This window comes from Mesorhizobium sp. NZP2298 (genome assembly GCF_013170825.1).
Lineage (GTDB): Bacteria > Pseudomonadota > Alphaproteobacteria > Rhizobiales > Rhizobiaceae > Mesorhizobium.
Map to the genome: position 1 here is coordinate 3,739,048 of NZ_CP033365.1, position 13,621 is coordinate 3,752,668.

Genomic DNA, 13,621 nt, shown 5'->3' on the forward strand with positions numbered 1-13,621 from the left:
ACAAGAGCCTTGGGCGCGCTGCGTGGCGGTTGCACCCAAATCCAAGCGAGATGCAAAAGCAAGAACCTGAATCGCGTAGCCTGAATCCGTTCAAACGCGAGGCGCTTTAGGTCAGTGCATTGTCTATTTCAGCCTGGCTTGATGGAATGCTGCCGCCGGCGGCGATTTCTTCACTCAATCGGCTTGCCCGCTCCCAGCGGTCGGCGAAGTTCCACCCGCCGATCTGGACACTCGAATAGACGGTGGTCTCGCCCCTTGATCCCGGCGTGAAATACATGGCTCCGTCCGCCGGAGACGGGTAAACCATGGCGCGTTTGTACTTCTTGTAGAACTGGCCGCGGATGCGGTCGCTGATCCGGGTGTTGTCCTGTTCACTGATCCAGGACACGAAGGCCGCCGACAGGAATGTCGATAGCCCGGCGGCAAGCGTTTTCATCATCTCTTCGGTTGTGGCATCCGTGTCCTTCGGCGGTGTGAGGTCGATGGCCAGGACGACGATCAGGCCGGAAACGAAAGCCGCTATGGCTGCCGGTCCCAGCACCCAACCTTCAAGGAAAAGCAGCCCGGCGCGCGGCCTTTTCGGCAGCAACAGGGTGCCGATCAATTCCAGCAGATAGCCGGCCACGATTGCCGACAACACCAGCAGAAGCGCTTCAGCCCATTGGTGATGTATCAACATCCATGCGAAAGCCATGCCAATCAACACGACAATCAGCGCCTTGGCGGGGCCGCGAAGATCCCCGAACAGGTCTTGCAATTCCGAAAGGAACTTACCCAGCCCAAACATGGCAATTATGGATGTTGGGAGGGACGATGGCTGCATTGCCAGACGACGCTGCCGTCCGGCCTGCGAACCTGATGCATCGGCGCGTAAGGTACAGCCAGTTGGCATTCGCTGGCCGCGGCCAGGGCCGTCAACAGCTTCACGCTCTCGAAAAGCACTCGCATCAGCGGCTCGGCTGGGCCGATTGGCAGCATCGCCTGCCGGCTCTTGTCCAGGGCGGTGATGGCCTCGGCCAGTTCAAAGGTCGAGATCGACTTCGGGTTGTCGACGGGGGGCGATGCTGCGTTGAAAGTCAAAACCCGCGTCGCCAGAGCGAGCGCGCGTACCATGGGCTGGAGATCGACGCGTTCCGAAATCTCTTGCGTCGGCAACACGCCGCGCAACTCCAGTCTCGACAATTCGTTTTCCAGCACGCGGAGTTGCTCGACAGCTTGGCTTTGCGCGGCGGCAAGTTGAAGGCTGACCTCATCGCCCGAGCTTGTCCGAGACATGGTTTTCCTCCCAGCAGAAGGCGAAACAATAGTTCAAATCCGCTCGCCGCAGAAGTACTTCGACCCGATGGCGCGAATTTTCTCCGCGACTTGCCAACAACGACAGCGGTCGGGCGAAACACTGCGCAAGCGCGCCAATGCGAGAAAATGTGAGTGGTGCCACTTCACGCGCCAGTCGGCTGAGCGCATTATCCGGACATGGTTCGGGCATTGACAGCACTGCTGGCAGTATCCGCGGTTATCCTGCCGCTCACCGCCGACGTGTCGCTCGCGGACGAGCCGGTCGATGTCGAGCTGGTGCTGGCGGTCGATGTCTCGCTGTCGATGTCGGCGGATGAGCTCGAGATCCAGCGACACGGCTACGCGGCGGCCCTGACGCATGACAATGTACTGCAGGCGATCGCCGATGGCGCCTATGGCAAGATCGCCGTCACCTATGTCGAATGGGCCGGCACCACATGGCAACGCGTCATCGTGCCGTGGACTGTCATCGCCAACCGCGCCGATGCCGAGCGAGTGGTGGCGCAGTTGTCCGCCCAGCCGCCCAACAGCGCGCGCCGCACCTCGATTTCAGGCGCGCTGGAGTTCGGCAGCGATCTCTTCGCCGAAAGCGGCTACCAGGGAACCAAGCGGGTCATCGATATTTCGGGCGACGGTCCCAACAATCAGGGCGCGCCGGTCAATCTCACTCGCGACGGGGTGGTCAGGCAGGGTATCGTCATCAACGGCCTGCCGCTGATGACCCGAGGCGGATTTTCAGGCGCCTATGACGTCAATGATCTCGACCGTTACTACAGCGACTGCGTCATAGGCGGCCCCGGTGCCTTCATGATCCCGGTCAACGACTGGACGCAATTTCCCGAAGCCATACGCCGCAAGCTGGTGCTGGAACTCGCCGGCCCGGCGTCACGGCAGTGGGCTGTGGAGGAGGCCGATCATCCGCCGGTGGTGCTGGCGCAGGACAAGCCGGCCGCCGACTGCCAGATCGGAGAGAAAATGTGGCGTAACCGCAGCTGGATGCTGGACAGTCGCTAGGCCTGGGCAACGGCGCGGCAAGCATTGGCAAACTGGCCAGACCGCGCTATCCAGTTGATGGGGGCCGCGGTTGAAACCGAGGAAACAGCAGATGAAACGCCTTGCCATCCTGACAGCTGCCGCGTCCGTGCTTTTTGCCGACGGCGCCAGCGCCCAGTACAATGACCAGCCCGCCTGCGTCATGTTCGAGCATGTGAATTTTCGCGGGCGGTCGATCGAAATGAGCCCCGACGATTCGGTGAATTTTCGCGGCGGCCAGTTCTGGAATGACCGCGTATCGTCGGTTTTCGTTCGCCGCGGCTGCAGCCTCGTTGCCTATGAGGATACGCGAATGGGCGGCCGTTCAATCGAAATCAGGCGCAGGGCCCGTGCTCTCGGGGACTGGAACGACCGCATCTCATCGGCCGAGTGCGTCTGCGACGGGTATTGACGGGGCAGGGCGTTGGCCCTGCCGAGCGCCGGCCACGAGGTGAGCGGGCTTCCCGCCGCCAAACACGTTCCTGTTGATTGACAAGCCCATTGGCGTCTGTGAACAATTTCCCCAGATAAAACAAAAGGGGAACTCGCATGAACAGGATCGCCGTTTTTGCCGCAACATTGACGCTTGCCGCCGATCTGTCGGCGCCGGTGATGGCCGCCACATCGGTCACCATCGGCATCAGCGGATGGACCGGCTTCGCGCCGCTGACGCTTGCCAAGCAAGCAGGCCTCTTCGAGAAACACGGCCTCGACGTGACCTTGAAGAAGGTGCCGCAGGCGAGCCGTCCGCTTGCCATCGCCAGCGGCGACTTGCAATGCGCCGCCACCACGGTCGAAACCTGGCTGGTGTGGAACGCCAGCGGGGTGACCACCAAGCAGATCTTCCAGCTCGACAAGTCCTATGGCGCCGATGGTATTGTCGCCCGCAACGACATCAAGACCGTCGCCGATCTCAAGGGCAAGAACGTCGCCTCCTCGGCGCCGGGCACATCGCCCTATTTCCTGCTCGCCTGGGTGCTGAACAAGAACGGCATGTCGACCAAGGATGTGACCGTCGTCAACCTTGAGCCGGACGCGGCGGCGCAGGCCTTCCTTGCCGGGCAAAACGATGCAGCGGTCACCTATGAGCCGTTCATCTCGGCCGTGCGCGACAAGTCCGACCAGGGGCACATACTGGCGACCACGCTCGACTATCCGATGGTGCTCGACACGGTCGGCTGCACGCCCGAATTCCTCAAGGCCAATCCCGACGCGGCAAAGGCGCTCGCCGACAGCTATTTCGACGCGCTCGACCTGATCAAGAAGGACCCGCAGAAATCCTATGAGATCATGGGCGCCGACGTGAAGCAGTCGGCCAAGGAGTTCGAGGATTCGGCGAAGTACCTGAAATGGGCCGACCGGGCGGAGAACAAGCAGTTCTTCACCAAGGAATTCCAGGATTTTTCCAAGACCGCCGGCGAACTGCTGCTGCAGATGGGGCTGATCAAGGAAGCGCCCGACGTTTCCACGCTGGCCGACACCAGCGCCGTGTCGAACTGACGGTCCGGCTTCCGACCATAATGCGGCGGCGCTCGGCGCCGCCGTTTTCTCCTGGACAAAGCACGACTTGAGCATGGGGACGATTTGAAGATGGGGTCGATTTGACGATGCGCCCCTTGCATCCAGTTTCGCCGGGCCTGCGAACCGTGCTCGGCATTTCCTTCTTCGTGCTGTTCATCGCGTTCTGGGCCTGGATCACACTTGGCGGTCACGTCAACCGCATCTTCCTCGCCGACCCTCTGTCGATGCTCAGGGACGGCTGGCGGCTGCTTGTCGAGGACCGTTTCTGGCTCGACATCCTGATCACCATCTGGCGGGTCTTTGGCGGTTTCGTGCTGGCGTCGGTAGTCGCCGTGCCGCTCGGCATCGCCATGGGGGCATGGAAGCCCGTGGAAGCCTTCCTGGAGCCCTTTGTCTCCTTCGCCCGCTATCTGCCGGCCTCGGCCTTCATTCCGCTGCTCATCCTGTGGGCGGGCATTGGTGAGCTGGAAAAGCTGCTGGTCATCTTCGTCGGCTCGGTGTTCCAGATCATTCTGATCATCGCCGTCAAGGTGGGGTCGACGCGGCGCGACCTTGTCGAGGCCGCCTATACGCTTGGCTCGACGAACAACAGCATCGTCAAGCGGGTGATCATGCCGGCCAATGCGCCTGAAATCGCCGAGACGCTGCGGCTGGTGCTCGGCTGGGCGTGGACCTATGTCATCGTCGCCGAACTGATCGGCTCGTCCTCCGGTATCGGCTACATGATCATCAACAGCCAGTCGCGCCTGGCGACCGGGCAGATCATTTTCGGCATCATCGTCATCGGGCTGATCGGGCTGTTGTCCGATTTCGCCTTCAAGGCGTTCAACCGCTGGCTCTTTCCATGGAGCCTGGCGTGAGCAAGCTTCTCATCGAGGGCGTTTCGCGCACCTTTACCGGCGTGCGCGGCGGACAGCCGGTCAAGGCTCTGATGCCGATCGACCTGGTGGTCGGCGCCAATGACTTCATCACCATCCTTGGTCCGTCCGGCTGCGGAAAGTCGACACTGCTCAGGATCGTCGCCGGTCTCGAGGCGCCGAGCGAGGGCCGTGTGCTGCTCGACGGCAAGGCGGTGACCCGGCCGGGACCGGATCGCGGCATGGTCTTCCAGTCCTACACATTGTTTCCGTGGCTGACGGTCGCCGAAAACATCGCCTTTGGCCTGCGCGAACGCGGCATGGCTGAAAAGGAGCGAGACGGAATCGTTGCGTCCTATGTTGATCTCGTCGGCCTGAAGGGGTTCGAGAACCATTGGCCGAAGCAGCTCTCTGGCGGTATGCAACAGCGCACGGCGATCGCCCGCGCGCTCGCCAACGATCCCGAGATCCTGCTGCTGGACGAGCCGTTCGGGGCACTGGACAACCAGACGCGCGGACTGATGCAGGAGCTTTTGCTCGGCATATGGGAGCGGCGCAAGAAGACGGTGCTGTTCGTCACCCATGACATCGAGGAAGCGATCTTCATGGCCTCGCGCGTCATCGTGATGACGGCGCGGCCAGGCCGCATCAAGTCGGATGTCGCCATCGACCTGCCGCATCCGCGCCACTACACGCTCAAGACCAGTCCGGAGTTCTCGGCGCTGAAGGCGCGGCTGACCGAGGATATCCGCGTCGAGGCGATGCGCACGGCGCAGGGCCAGCCCGCGGAGGCTTGATCCGGTCAGGCCGCCAGCAATTGCTTGCGATCGACGCGCTCCTGCTGCGGCGAACGGGCATAGAGTTCACGGTAGCACTTGGAGAAATGCGAGGCCGAGACGAAGCCGCAGGCGACCGCGACCTCGACCACCGGCAACGAGGACTGGATCAACAGGTGCCTGGCGCGGTCGAGCCGGATTTCCAGGTAGTAGCGGGCAGGGGAGCGGCCCATCTCGGTGCGGAACAGGCGTTCGATCTGGCGGCGCGACAGGTCGACATGGTCGGCGATCTCGATCAGTGACAATGGCTCGGAGAGGTTCGCCTCCATCAATTCGATGATGGTCAGCACTTTCGAGTTCTGCACGCCAAGGCGAGCCCGCAGCGGCAGGCGCTGGCGGTCGGTCGGGCTGCGCACGCGGTCGGTCAGCACCTGCTCGCAGACGCGATTGACGAGGCTCTCGTCGAAATCGTCGCCGATCAGCTTCAGCATCATGTCGAGCGCGGCTGTGCCGCCGGCGCAAGTGTAGATGTTCTGATCGATCTCGAAGAGGTCGGCAAAGACATTGGCCTTCGGAAACGCCTCGGAGAAGCCCGGCAGGTTTTCCCAATGGATGGCGCAGCGCTTGTTGGACAGCAGGCCGGCGGCGGCGAGGATATGCGCGCCGGTGCACAGACCGCCGACGGCGACGCCGCGATTGTACTCTTCGCGCAGCCAGGCAAAGGCCGACTTGTTCTGGTAACGCTCGACATTGATGCCGCTGCAGACGATGGCCATGTTGGGCCGATCAGGGCCGGCCATCTTCTTGCGCTCGTCCTCCAGCGAGGTGTTGACCGCGCATTCGACGCCGTTCGAGGCGCGCACCGGCTTGCCATCGATGCTGGCGAGGCGCCAGCGATAGGCTTCGTAGCCGAGCATGCGGTTGGCGGAGCGCAGCGGGTCGAGCGCGGTCGCAAAAGCGATCATGGTGAAATCGGGGATAAGGAAGAACACAAACGATCGCTTGATCGGATGCTTGACGGCGTTCACGGGAACCTCATCTGGCCATGACGCGAACAGGATGTCGCGAATAGCATAGCGACATCAGGAAAAACCATGCTTGTCAATTGGCTACGCCGCCTGGGTAAGATTAAATTTGCGACATGGGTCGCAAATGGGCAATTGCTGTGCGGCGATGCCCCGGGGCGCGGCATCAACTGTCCAAACGACGGGCAAAATGCGCAAAGGCGAACAAAAACGCCGCCGTGGCCGGAGCCAGGCGGCGTACAGTCTTGAAGCAGCGGCAGGGAAGCGCTGCCTGGAAATGGTCAGGCGACGAAGCCGAGGCGCGCCGCAGCCATCGCGCCGGTCTGGCCGGGCATGGTGTTGGCAAGGCGCTGACGCTCGAGAGCGGTGGTCAGGTTCATTTCGCGGCGGGCAAAGAGGCGGGAAAAAAGCTTCATGATCATCTCCAATCGGTTGCTCAGACGGGTCGCCTTCGCTTGATGGAGTGGGGCAGCTCGTTTGCTGGCGCTGATATAGGCTTGTGTGAGCAGAAACTAAATCGCAAAAACGAAGCGCTTGATATGAAATGCGACACCGAATGCGACAAATTTGGGCAGAGTGCCTGAAATTTGCAATTATTTACAGAGCGTTAGTTTGAAATCCGCGCCGCTATGCGGCTTGCTCATATGCGTCATGCAGCGCTTGCATGGCTTCGAAACTCATTTGAATGCAAATAAGATAGAGAAGGCCTGCCGGGCGGACTGCGCGGCAGGCCTTCAGCGTCTGATACACACGATTTACTTTGCTCCAGCCCAGGATCCGATACCGTTGCGAATACCGCTCTTGGTGTCGGATGCCTCGGGCCAGCCGATATCCTTCTGCAGTTCGATCGGCAGGGAACGGATGGCACGCTCGGTCTGGTAGCGGGCGCGGGCCGCGCTGAATTCGGTCGCGATGCGGCCGAGGGACGACAGGATAGACATTTCATTTCTCCTTGCGCGCCTGGCGGGGATGCCAGGGCAGCGACTGTTAAGTCAGGTTTGTTTCAGCTTCATTTCGTGTCGATTGCAGGTCTGTGTCGTGGTCGTTTCATGGCTGCTTGTGGCAGCATCCTCAATCGATGGAGTTGACTATGCTCCCGATCTGATGTTCAATCAAACGAAATGGAATGATGCTTTGTATCAGAAAAATTGAAGGCTGATCGCCATGAACGCCCCGCTTAATCATCCGCTGCCACTGCTCGATCTCGATGTTCTGCGTACTTTCGTGGCCATTGCCGAGACCGGCAGCTTCACCACCGCCGCCAATGCCGTCTTTCGTACGCCGTCGGCGGTGTCGATGCAGATCAAGAAGCTGGAGGACATTCTTGGCCGCTCGGTGTTCGCGCGAGACGCCCGCTCAGTGTCGCTGACCACGGATGGCGAGATGCTGCTTGGCTATGCCCGTCGGCTGCTGTCGATCAACCGCGAGGTGGTGTCGAAATTCATCATTCCCGAGATTGTCGGTGTGGTGCGGCTGGGGTCGCCGGATGATTATGGCGAGCGCGTGCTGCCGCATGTGCTGAAGCGCTTCGCGCAGTCGCACCCCTCGATCGCCGTCGATGTCACCATAGACCAGAGCAGCAATCTGCGCCGGCGCATGGACGACCGCGCGCTCGACATCACGCTGCTGACCAACTCCTACAAGACCAGCGCGCTCGGCGCCGAGGTGCTTTTGACCGAACCGATCGTGTGGGCCGGCGCCAAGGGCGGCTGCGCGCATCTGCGCGAACCGTTGCCGGTGTCGCTGTGGGAGGAGGGTTGCGCCTGGCGAGCCGGCGCGCTCGATGCGCTGGGGCGCGAGGGCCGCAATTACCGCGTCGCCTACATGAGCGCGCATACGGCCGGCCAGCGTGCCGCGATCATGGCCGACCTCGCGGTCGCGCCGCTGCCGCGGTCATTCCTCGGCAACGACATGGTCGAGCTCTGCCCGAAGGACGGCATGCCCGATATCGGCACCTACAATCTGGCCATGGTGGTGGCCCCGGACGCCAGCGCGCCGGTCAAGGCGGTGGCCGACCACATCCGTGCGACATTCGAAGTGTTTCGGGAAACCGGCAAGTTCTGAGCCGCCGGGATCGGACCGAAGGCAGAAGCGCTACTCCGCGGCCTCGGCGGAGGGCGCTTCAAACCTTGTTTTCCTGTCTTGCCTGACCGGTGAGCGGTTCTCGCTGAGGAACGCGACGATGTGCTGGCGTGCGCGTCGTGATTCCGGCATGTCGATCAGCGGCCAGACGTGGAACATGCCTTCCTCGTGGACGACATCGACCTCGACGCCGGCTGCCCGCGCCTTTTCGGCGAAGATCAGATTGTCGGGGGTCAGAAGATCACGCGAGCCCGTCAGCATCAGCGTTTTCGGCAGCACCGAGAGATCGCCGTAGACCGGGCTGATATGCCAGTCGCTGCGGTCCATGCCGGCACTGTACATCCGGATCGCCTCGAGGCCGCCCGGGATGCCGAGCCAAGGGTCATTGCGCTCTGCCTCGAACAGTTCGGGGTTGGACAGCGACATGTCGAGCCCGGGTGAAATCAGCACATGGCGCGACGGCAAGGGCAGGGCCTCTTCGGCAGCCATCATGGTCAGCACCACGGCCATGTTGCCGCCGGCGGAATCGCCCATGAAGATGATGTCCTCCGGTTCCGTCTCGTCGAGCATCTGGCGATAGACGTCGCCGACCATGCCGAACATGGCGTGGAAATCGTGTTCCGGGGCGATGGGATAGATCGGCACGGTGATGCCGTAGCCCAGCCGGTCGGCCATGTCGGCGATCAGACGCCAGTGATAGGGCGTGATCTCAAACACATAGGCGCCGCCATGCAAATAGAGGATGCGCTTATACTGGCCGTCCCTCGGGGCGATTTCGTATACCGGAAAGCCGTCGACGGTGCGTGTCTGGATATCCAAGCGCTGGCGCAGGGAGGCCGGCGGATGGTGATCCTCCGTCTTGCGCGCGGCCGCGATCCAGCGCTGCAGGTTTTCCGGGCTGGAAAACGCCTTCTTGCGGCTGTACCTGAGCACGAAGGACACGACGTGGCTTTTGAAACTTGGCATGCGGATACACGAACTTCGGCTGCAGCCGACTAAGAGAAACCTCCACTATTTCCGAAGATCGTACCTTGGCCGAGAAAGTCAAGTTTTACGCAGCGTCCACACGGCGCTGTGATCCGCGCCGCTGACGTCAGCGGCGCGGCAAAAGTGCCGCGCGCAGCCGGTTGCTGGTTGCCGCCGGCGATGTGCGAGCTCCCCGGCGGACGCCGAGCAATTTGCATTTGTCGGCGAAAGTCATCAGCGCGCCGTACCCAGAAGCAGCGACGTGAGCGCGGCCTGCGGGTCGCTGGGCGGCGAAGCCGGCCAGCCAATATCCTTCTGGACATGCGCCGGCAGGCTGTTCAGCGCGCGGATCGCCTTGTTCCTGGCATGGGTCTGCCTGATGGTCACTCCGAACCGGCCAAGATTTTCGAACATCGACATTTTCATCTCCCTTGAAGAACGGCTGCGGCCGAGGTTTATCTTCGGCTGCCGTTCGATGCGGGGTAAATGCGCCTGCTATGTATCGGATAGATTTCGCGAAAACAGCGTTTCGGTTTCCGGATCGGTTCGATCCGGAAACATTTGCATGCAAATGAGTTTGAGATTTCGAGGCAACCTGTAGAGGTCGCCTTTATTCCCGGCCGCGTCGTGCCGCGTGGCCTTCGCGCGAGCGCCGGCGCGGAGTGGCGTCGCCGGCGACACCATCCTCGCTGACCGTCTTGCGTGGCGGCAGTTTCACCGCCGCCGATAGTTTCGGGAACGGATCGACCTTGTTGGGCAGCGCCATGGCGTAGACGAAATGCTCCTGGAATTTCGGCTCCAGGGCAGTCTCGATCTTCTCGATCTGGCTCACCGTCTCCTCGATCTCGCGGCGATAGCCGCGGTTCAGGAGCGCCATGCGCGCACCGGCCCCGGCGGCGTTGCCGACGGCCGAGACCTTGTCGAGGTCGCAATCAGGGATCAGGCCCAGCACCATGGCGTATTTCGGATCGATGAAGGAGCCGAAAGCGCCGGCGAAATGGATGCGGTCGACGTGCTCGGTGTTCTGCTTTTCCATCAGCAGCTTGGTGCCGGCGTAAAGGGCGGCCTTGGCGAGCTGGATGGCGCGCACGTCGGTCTGGGTGATGGTGATCTTCGGTTCGCCTTCCTTCAGCACGTAGGAGAAGGTTCGGCCGTTGGCGACGACCCGGGGCGAGCGCGAGCTGAGCGATCCGTCGACGACGCCATCCTCGGAAATGATGCCGGCGAGATACATCTCCGCCACGATCTCGATGATGCCGGAACCGCAGATGCCGGTAACGCCCGTTGCCTGCACGCTGTCGAGGAAACCCGGCTCGTCGGACCACAGTTCGGAGCCGATGACGCGGTATTTTGGCTCCAGCGTTTCGGGGTCGATGCGCACGCGCTCGATGGCGCCGGGCGCGGCACGCTGGCCGCCGGAGATTTCGGCGCCCTCGAAAGCTGGGCCGGTGGGAGATGAAGCCGCCACGACCCGCGTACGGTTGCCGAGCACGATCTCGGCGTTGGTGCCGACGTCGACGATCAGCATCATCTCGTCCTGGCGATGCGGGCCTTCCGACAGCGTGACCGCTGCGGCATCGGCGCCGACATGGCCCGCGATGCAAGGCAGCATGTAGAGGCGTGCGCCCTGGTTGAGCTTGAGGCCGATATCGGAGGCCTTGATGCGCACCGCACCCGAGACGGCGAGCGCGAAGGGGGCGCCGCCGAGTTCGGTCGGATCGATGCCGAGGAACAGATGGTGCATGATCGGATTGCCGACGAAAACGGAATCCAGGATGTCGTTGCGCTGGACATTGCCTTCCGCGCAGACCTTGTCGACGAGGCTGGAGATCGCCTCGCGCACAGCCACCGTCATGCCTTCGCGGCCATCCGGGTTCATCATCACATAGGAGACCCGGCTCATCAGATCCTCGCCGAAGCGGATCTGCGGGTTCGATGTGCCGGACGAAGCCGCGACACGGCCCGAGAGCAGGGACACCAGATGCATGGCGATGGTGGTCGAGCCGATGTCGCAGGCCAGGCCATAGGCCTCGTTCTTGAGGCCCGGCCACAACGCGATGACGCGTGCGATGTCGCTGTCGGCATCCTTGTGGATGGCGGCGGTGGCGGTCCAGTTGCCCTTGCGCAATATGCCCTGCACCTGCGGCAGCAGGTAAAAGTCGAATTCGAGGTTTTTGAAGCCCCAATCCTTCATCAGCGCGATCTTCAGCCGGTCGAGGTCGCCGAGCGGCTTGTGCATGTCGGGCTCTTCGATCTCGACATAGCACATGCGGATCGCCGTATCGCGGGCGATCACCCTGGTATCGGCATCCTTGCGGATGGTCTGCGCATTGATGACCGTATCCTGCGGCACGTCGATGACGAGGTCGCCGAGGATCTGCGCCGAGCAGGAGAGACGGCGCCGCTCGGGCAGGCCGCGCACGCGCTCGTAGCGCTCTTCCTTGGGGCCCTTGGGCGAAATGTGATCGTTGGAGGAGACGATCTTGTGCTTGGCGAAATTGCCTTCCTGCACCTCGATCTGGCAGCGCCCGCACGTGGCCCGGCCGCCGCACACGCTCTCGACATAGACGCCGAGCTGGCGCGCGGCATCCAGCACCGGCGTGCCGACGGGAAACCGGCCGCGCTTGCCCGACGGCATAAACAGCACGAGCGGATCGGTGATGTTGGCGGGAGAATTCATGCTTGCACGTGTCTCGGTAAGAATTGTCGATACCGTTTAACGGATCGTCTCAGGATTGGGCGGAATGTCTGATGGTCCAGAGACCGATCATGTCCGATCTCCTGCTTTCCGGCATATTCACCGCCTTCACCATGGTGCGGCTGCTCAAGGGCCCATGGCTGCGCAATTCGCAATGCCTGGCCATCGGAATCATAGGCGGCGTGACCGGTGTATTCGGATCGTGGACGGGAATGGCGTTGCTTGACGCCGTACTGAGCATCGCCTGAGCGCAAAGCAGACGCGTCCGACCGCATCAATGATGCGATCGGTTCAGCGTGGTTTGCAGTTCGGTTCACGATTGCGCGCTTATCCCCTGGCCATTCGGGCTTCACGGCCACCGCGCCGGCGTCCGCCATTGCCGCCGCCTTCGCCGGGAGCATTGACCTGCGTCGGCGCCGCAACCGCCTGGCCGCCTTCGGCAGGCTTGTAGTCCTTGTAGGTCCTGATCCAGTTGGTGCAGTTCTCGTCGGTGCCGTTCAACACATTGGCACCGCGCACGGCTTCCATTTCCTGCGGCCGAACCGGGTTCATGATCGCCGAGGTCATGCCGGCGCCGATCACCATCGGGATGAAGGCGGCGTTGATGCCATGGCGGTGCGGGAGGCCGAAGGAGATGTTGGACAGGCCGCAAGTGGTGTTGACCTTGAGTTCTTCGCGCAGGCGGCGCAGCAGCGCGAACACCTGGCGGCCGGCATCACCGAGCGCACCGATCGGCATGACCAGCGGATCGACGACGACGTCGTGCGCCGGAATGCCGAAATCGGCGCAGCGCTGCACGATCTTCTTGGCGACGGCGAAGCGCACATCCGGATCCATCGAAATGCCGGTTTCGTCATTGGAGATGGCGACGACCGGAACATTGTATTTCTTGATCAGCGGCAGGATGGCCTCGAGCTTTTCTTCCTCGCCGGTGACGGAGTTGACCAGCGGGCGGCCCTTGGCGACCTTGAGTGCCGCCTCGATCGCCGCGGTGACCGAGCTGTCGATCGAAAGCGGCAGGTCAACGAGACCCTGCACGATCTCCAGTGTCTGCACCAGCAGCGCCGGCTCGGTCGCATTGGGGTCGACCGCGGTGACGCCGGCATTGACGTCGAGCATGGTGGCGCCGCAGGCGGCCTGCTCCAGCGCATCCTTGATGACGGTCTCGAAATTGCCGGCGACCATCTCGGCGGCAAGCTTCTTGCGGCCGGTCGGGTTGATGCGCTCGCCAATCACGCAGAAGGGCTGGTCGAAGCCGATGATGATTTCTCGTGTCGCCGAGGCAACGATGGTCCGGGTCATGAAATCTCTCCGTCGTGATATAAAGAGTTCTTTATATCGTTATCTCTTTTCGATCAAGTGAATGCT

16 protein-coding genes are annotated in these 13,621 nt (G+C 62.2%); 7 read left to right on the top strand and 9 right to left on the bottom strand.

What is annotated here, in order from left to right:
• Window positions 1-106: 106 nt before the first annotated feature.
• Together EB231_RS18065 and EB231_RS18070 are read right to left on the bottom strand one after the other, a co-directional pair.
• Window positions 107-787 carry a hypothetical protein gene (locus tag EB231_RS18065; RefSeq protein ID WP_172350062.1) on the bottom strand — a complete coding sequence of 227 codons (681 nt, stop codon included), beginning with the start codon at window positions 785-787 and terminating at the stop codon, window positions 107-109.
• A 5-nt stretch (window positions 788-792) separates the two neighbouring features.
• Window positions 793-1,275: a hypothetical protein gene (locus EB231_RS18070; RefSeq protein ID WP_172350063.1), complete on the bottom strand. Its 483-nt coding sequence runs from the start codon at window positions 1,273-1,275 to the stop codon at window positions 793-795.
• Between the two features lie 198 nt (window positions 1,276-1,473).
• On the opposite strand from EB231_RS18070, the gene EB231_RS18075 reads away from it, so the two are divergent.
• The 5 genes from EB231_RS18075 to EB231_RS18095 all read left to right on the top strand — a co-directional run bounded on the left by EB231_RS18075 (window position 1,474) and on the right by EB231_RS18095 (window position 5,503).
• Entirely contained in the window at window positions 1,474-2,310 is an 837-nt protein-coding gene (locus tag EB231_RS18075; protein WP_172350064.1) for a DUF1194 domain-containing protein, read from the top strand.
• A gap of 91 nt (window positions 2,311-2,401) precedes the next feature.
• Window positions 2,402-2,740 (top strand): peptidase inhibitor family I36 protein, encoded by a 339-nt coding sequence (locus tag EB231_RS18080; RefSeq protein ID WP_172350065.1) that lies wholly within the window; start codon window positions 2,402-2,404, stop codon window positions 2,738-2,740.
• Between the two features lie 137 nt (window positions 2,741-2,877).
• Window positions 2,878-3,828, top strand: coding sequence for an ABC transporter substrate-binding protein (locus EB231_RS18085; RefSeq protein WP_172350066.1), 951 nt, complete (start codon window positions 2,878-2,880; stop codon window positions 3,826-3,828).
• 107 nt (window positions 3,829-3,935) lie between these two features.
• On the top strand, window positions 3,936-4,709 hold the full coding sequence (locus tag EB231_RS18090) for an ABC transporter permease (protein ID WP_172350067.1): 774 nt from the start codon (window positions 3,936-3,938) through the stop codon (window positions 4,707-4,709).
• Entirely contained in the window at window positions 4,706-5,503 is a 798-nt protein-coding gene (locus EB231_RS18095) for an ABC transporter ATP-binding protein (protein ID WP_172350068.1), read from the top strand. Before EB231_RS18090 ends, EB231_RS18095 begins: the two co-directional genes overlap by 4 nt.
• Before the next feature lie 5 nt (window positions 5,504-5,508).
• Here EB231_RS18095 and EB231_RS18100 read toward each other — a convergent pair whose 3' ends face one another.
• From EB231_RS18100 to EB231_RS18105, 3 genes are all read right to left on the bottom strand, one after another.
• Complete coding sequence (locus EB231_RS18100; protein WP_413814136.1) at window positions 5,509-6,447, bottom strand: GlxA family transcriptional regulator; 939 nt, start codon at window positions 6,445-6,447, stop codon at window positions 5,509-5,511.
• A gap of 341 nt (window positions 6,448-6,788) precedes the next feature.
• Window positions 6,789-6,923, bottom strand: coding sequence for a hypothetical protein (locus EB231_RS35540; protein WP_081295128.1), 135 nt, complete (start codon window positions 6,921-6,923; stop codon window positions 6,789-6,791).
• A 339-nt stretch (window positions 6,924-7,262) separates the two neighbouring features.
• The gene (locus tag EB231_RS18105; protein WP_172350069.1) at window positions 7,263-7,448 is read right to left on the bottom strand and encodes a hypothetical protein; all 186 of its coding nucleotides are present in this window, start codon (window positions 7,446-7,448) and stop codon (window positions 7,263-7,265) included.
• Window positions 7,449-7,671: 223 nt separating this feature from the next.
• Here EB231_RS18105 and EB231_RS18110 point away from each other — a divergent pair, with 223 nt between their 5' ends.
• On the top strand, window positions 7,672-8,571 hold the full coding sequence (locus EB231_RS18110; protein WP_027043894.1) for a LysR substrate-binding domain-containing protein: 900 nt from the start codon (window positions 7,672-7,674) through the stop codon (window positions 8,569-8,571).
• Window positions 8,572-8,601: 30 nt separating this feature from the next.
• Here the strand turns inward: EB231_RS18110 and EB231_RS18115 are convergent, their stop codons facing one another.
• The 3 genes from EB231_RS18115 to EB231_RS18125 form a co-directional block, all read right to left on the bottom strand.
• On the bottom strand, window positions 8,602-9,555 hold the full coding sequence (locus EB231_RS18115) for an alpha/beta hydrolase (protein WP_172350070.1): 954 nt from the start codon (window positions 9,553-9,555) through the stop codon (window positions 8,602-8,604).
• 234 nt (window positions 9,556-9,789) lie between these two features.
• The gene (locus EB231_RS18120) at window positions 9,790-9,975 is read right to left on the bottom strand and encodes a hypothetical protein (protein ID WP_172350071.1); all 186 of its coding nucleotides are present in this window, start codon (window positions 9,973-9,975) and stop codon (window positions 9,790-9,792) included.
• 190 nt (window positions 9,976-10,165) lie between these two features.
• Complete coding sequence (locus EB231_RS18125) at window positions 10,166-12,235, bottom strand: ASKHA domain-containing protein (protein WP_172350072.1); 2,070 nt, start codon at window positions 12,233-12,235, stop codon at window positions 10,166-10,168.
• A gap of 71 nt (window positions 12,236-12,306) precedes the next feature.
• On the opposite strand from EB231_RS18125, the gene EB231_RS18130 reads away from it, so the two are divergent.
• Complete coding sequence (locus EB231_RS18130) at window positions 12,307-12,501, top strand: hypothetical protein (RefSeq protein WP_172350073.1); 195 nt, start codon at window positions 12,307-12,309, stop codon at window positions 12,499-12,501.
• Window positions 12,502-12,580: 79 nt separating this feature from the next.
• Here the strand turns inward: EB231_RS18130 and EB231_RS18135 are convergent, their stop codons facing one another.
• Entirely contained in the window at window positions 12,581-13,555 is a 975-nt protein-coding gene (locus tag EB231_RS18135; protein ID WP_056572581.1) for a methyltetrahydrofolate cobalamin methyltransferase, read from the bottom strand.
• Window positions 13,556-13,621: the final 66 nt, after the last annotated feature.

Excerpts from the sequence above, each read along its gene's own strand:
- EB231_RS18130 (WP_172350073.1), top strand. The coding sequence starts at position 12,307 with ATGGTCCAGAGACCGATCATGTCCGATCTCCTGCTTTCCGGCATATTC.
- EB231_RS18125 (WP_172350072.1), bottom strand. The coding sequence starts at position 12,235 with ATGAATTCTCCCGCCAACATCACCGATCCGCTCGTGCTGTTTATGCCG.
- EB231_RS18070 (WP_172350063.1), bottom strand. The coding sequence starts at position 1,275 with ATGTCTCGGACAAGCTCGGGCGATGAGGTCAGCCTTCAACTTGCCGCC.
- EB231_RS18110 (WP_027043894.1), top strand. The coding sequence starts at position 7,672 with ATGAACGCCCCGCTTAATCATCCGCTGCCACTGCTCGATCTCGATGTT.
- EB231_RS18075 (WP_172350064.1), top strand. The coding sequence starts at position 1,474 with ATGGTTCGGGCATTGACAGCACTGCTGGCAGTATCCGCGGTTATCCTG.
- EB231_RS18120 (WP_172350071.1), bottom strand. The coding sequence starts at position 9,975 with ATGTCGATGTTCGAAAATCTTGGCCGGTTCGGAGTGACCATCAGGCAG.
- EB231_RS18115 (WP_172350070.1), bottom strand. The coding sequence starts at position 9,555 with ATGCCAAGTTTCAAAAGCCACGTCGTGTCCTTCGTGCTCAGGTACAGC.
- EB231_RS18105 (WP_172350069.1), bottom strand. The coding sequence starts at position 7,448 with ATGTCTATCCTGTCGTCCCTCGGCCGCATCGCGACCGAATTCAGCGCG.
- EB231_RS18080 (WP_172350065.1), top strand. The coding sequence starts at position 2,402 with ATGAAACGCCTTGCCATCCTGACAGCTGCCGCGTCCGTGCTTTTTGCC.
- EB231_RS18065 (WP_172350062.1), bottom strand. The coding sequence starts at position 787 with ATGTTTGGGCTGGGTAAGTTCCTTTCGGAATTGCAAGACCTGTTCGGG.
- EB231_RS18100 (WP_413814136.1), bottom strand. The coding sequence starts at position 6,447 with ATGATCGCTTTTGCGACCGCGCTCGACCCGCTGCGCTCCGCCAACCGC.
- EB231_RS18090 (WP_172350067.1), top strand. The coding sequence starts at position 3,936 with ATGCGCCCCTTGCATCCAGTTTCGCCGGGCCTGCGAACCGTGCTCGGC.
- EB231_RS18085 (WP_172350066.1), top strand. The coding sequence starts at position 2,878 with ATGAACAGGATCGCCGTTTTTGCCGCAACATTGACGCTTGCCGCCGAT.
- EB231_RS35540 (WP_081295128.1), bottom strand. The coding sequence starts at position 6,923 with ATGAAGCTTTTTTCCCGCCTCTTTGCCCGCCGCGAAATGAACCTGACC.
- EB231_RS18135 (WP_056572581.1), bottom strand. The coding sequence starts at position 13,555 with ATGACCCGGACCATCGTTGCCTCGGCGACACGAGAAATCATCATCGGC.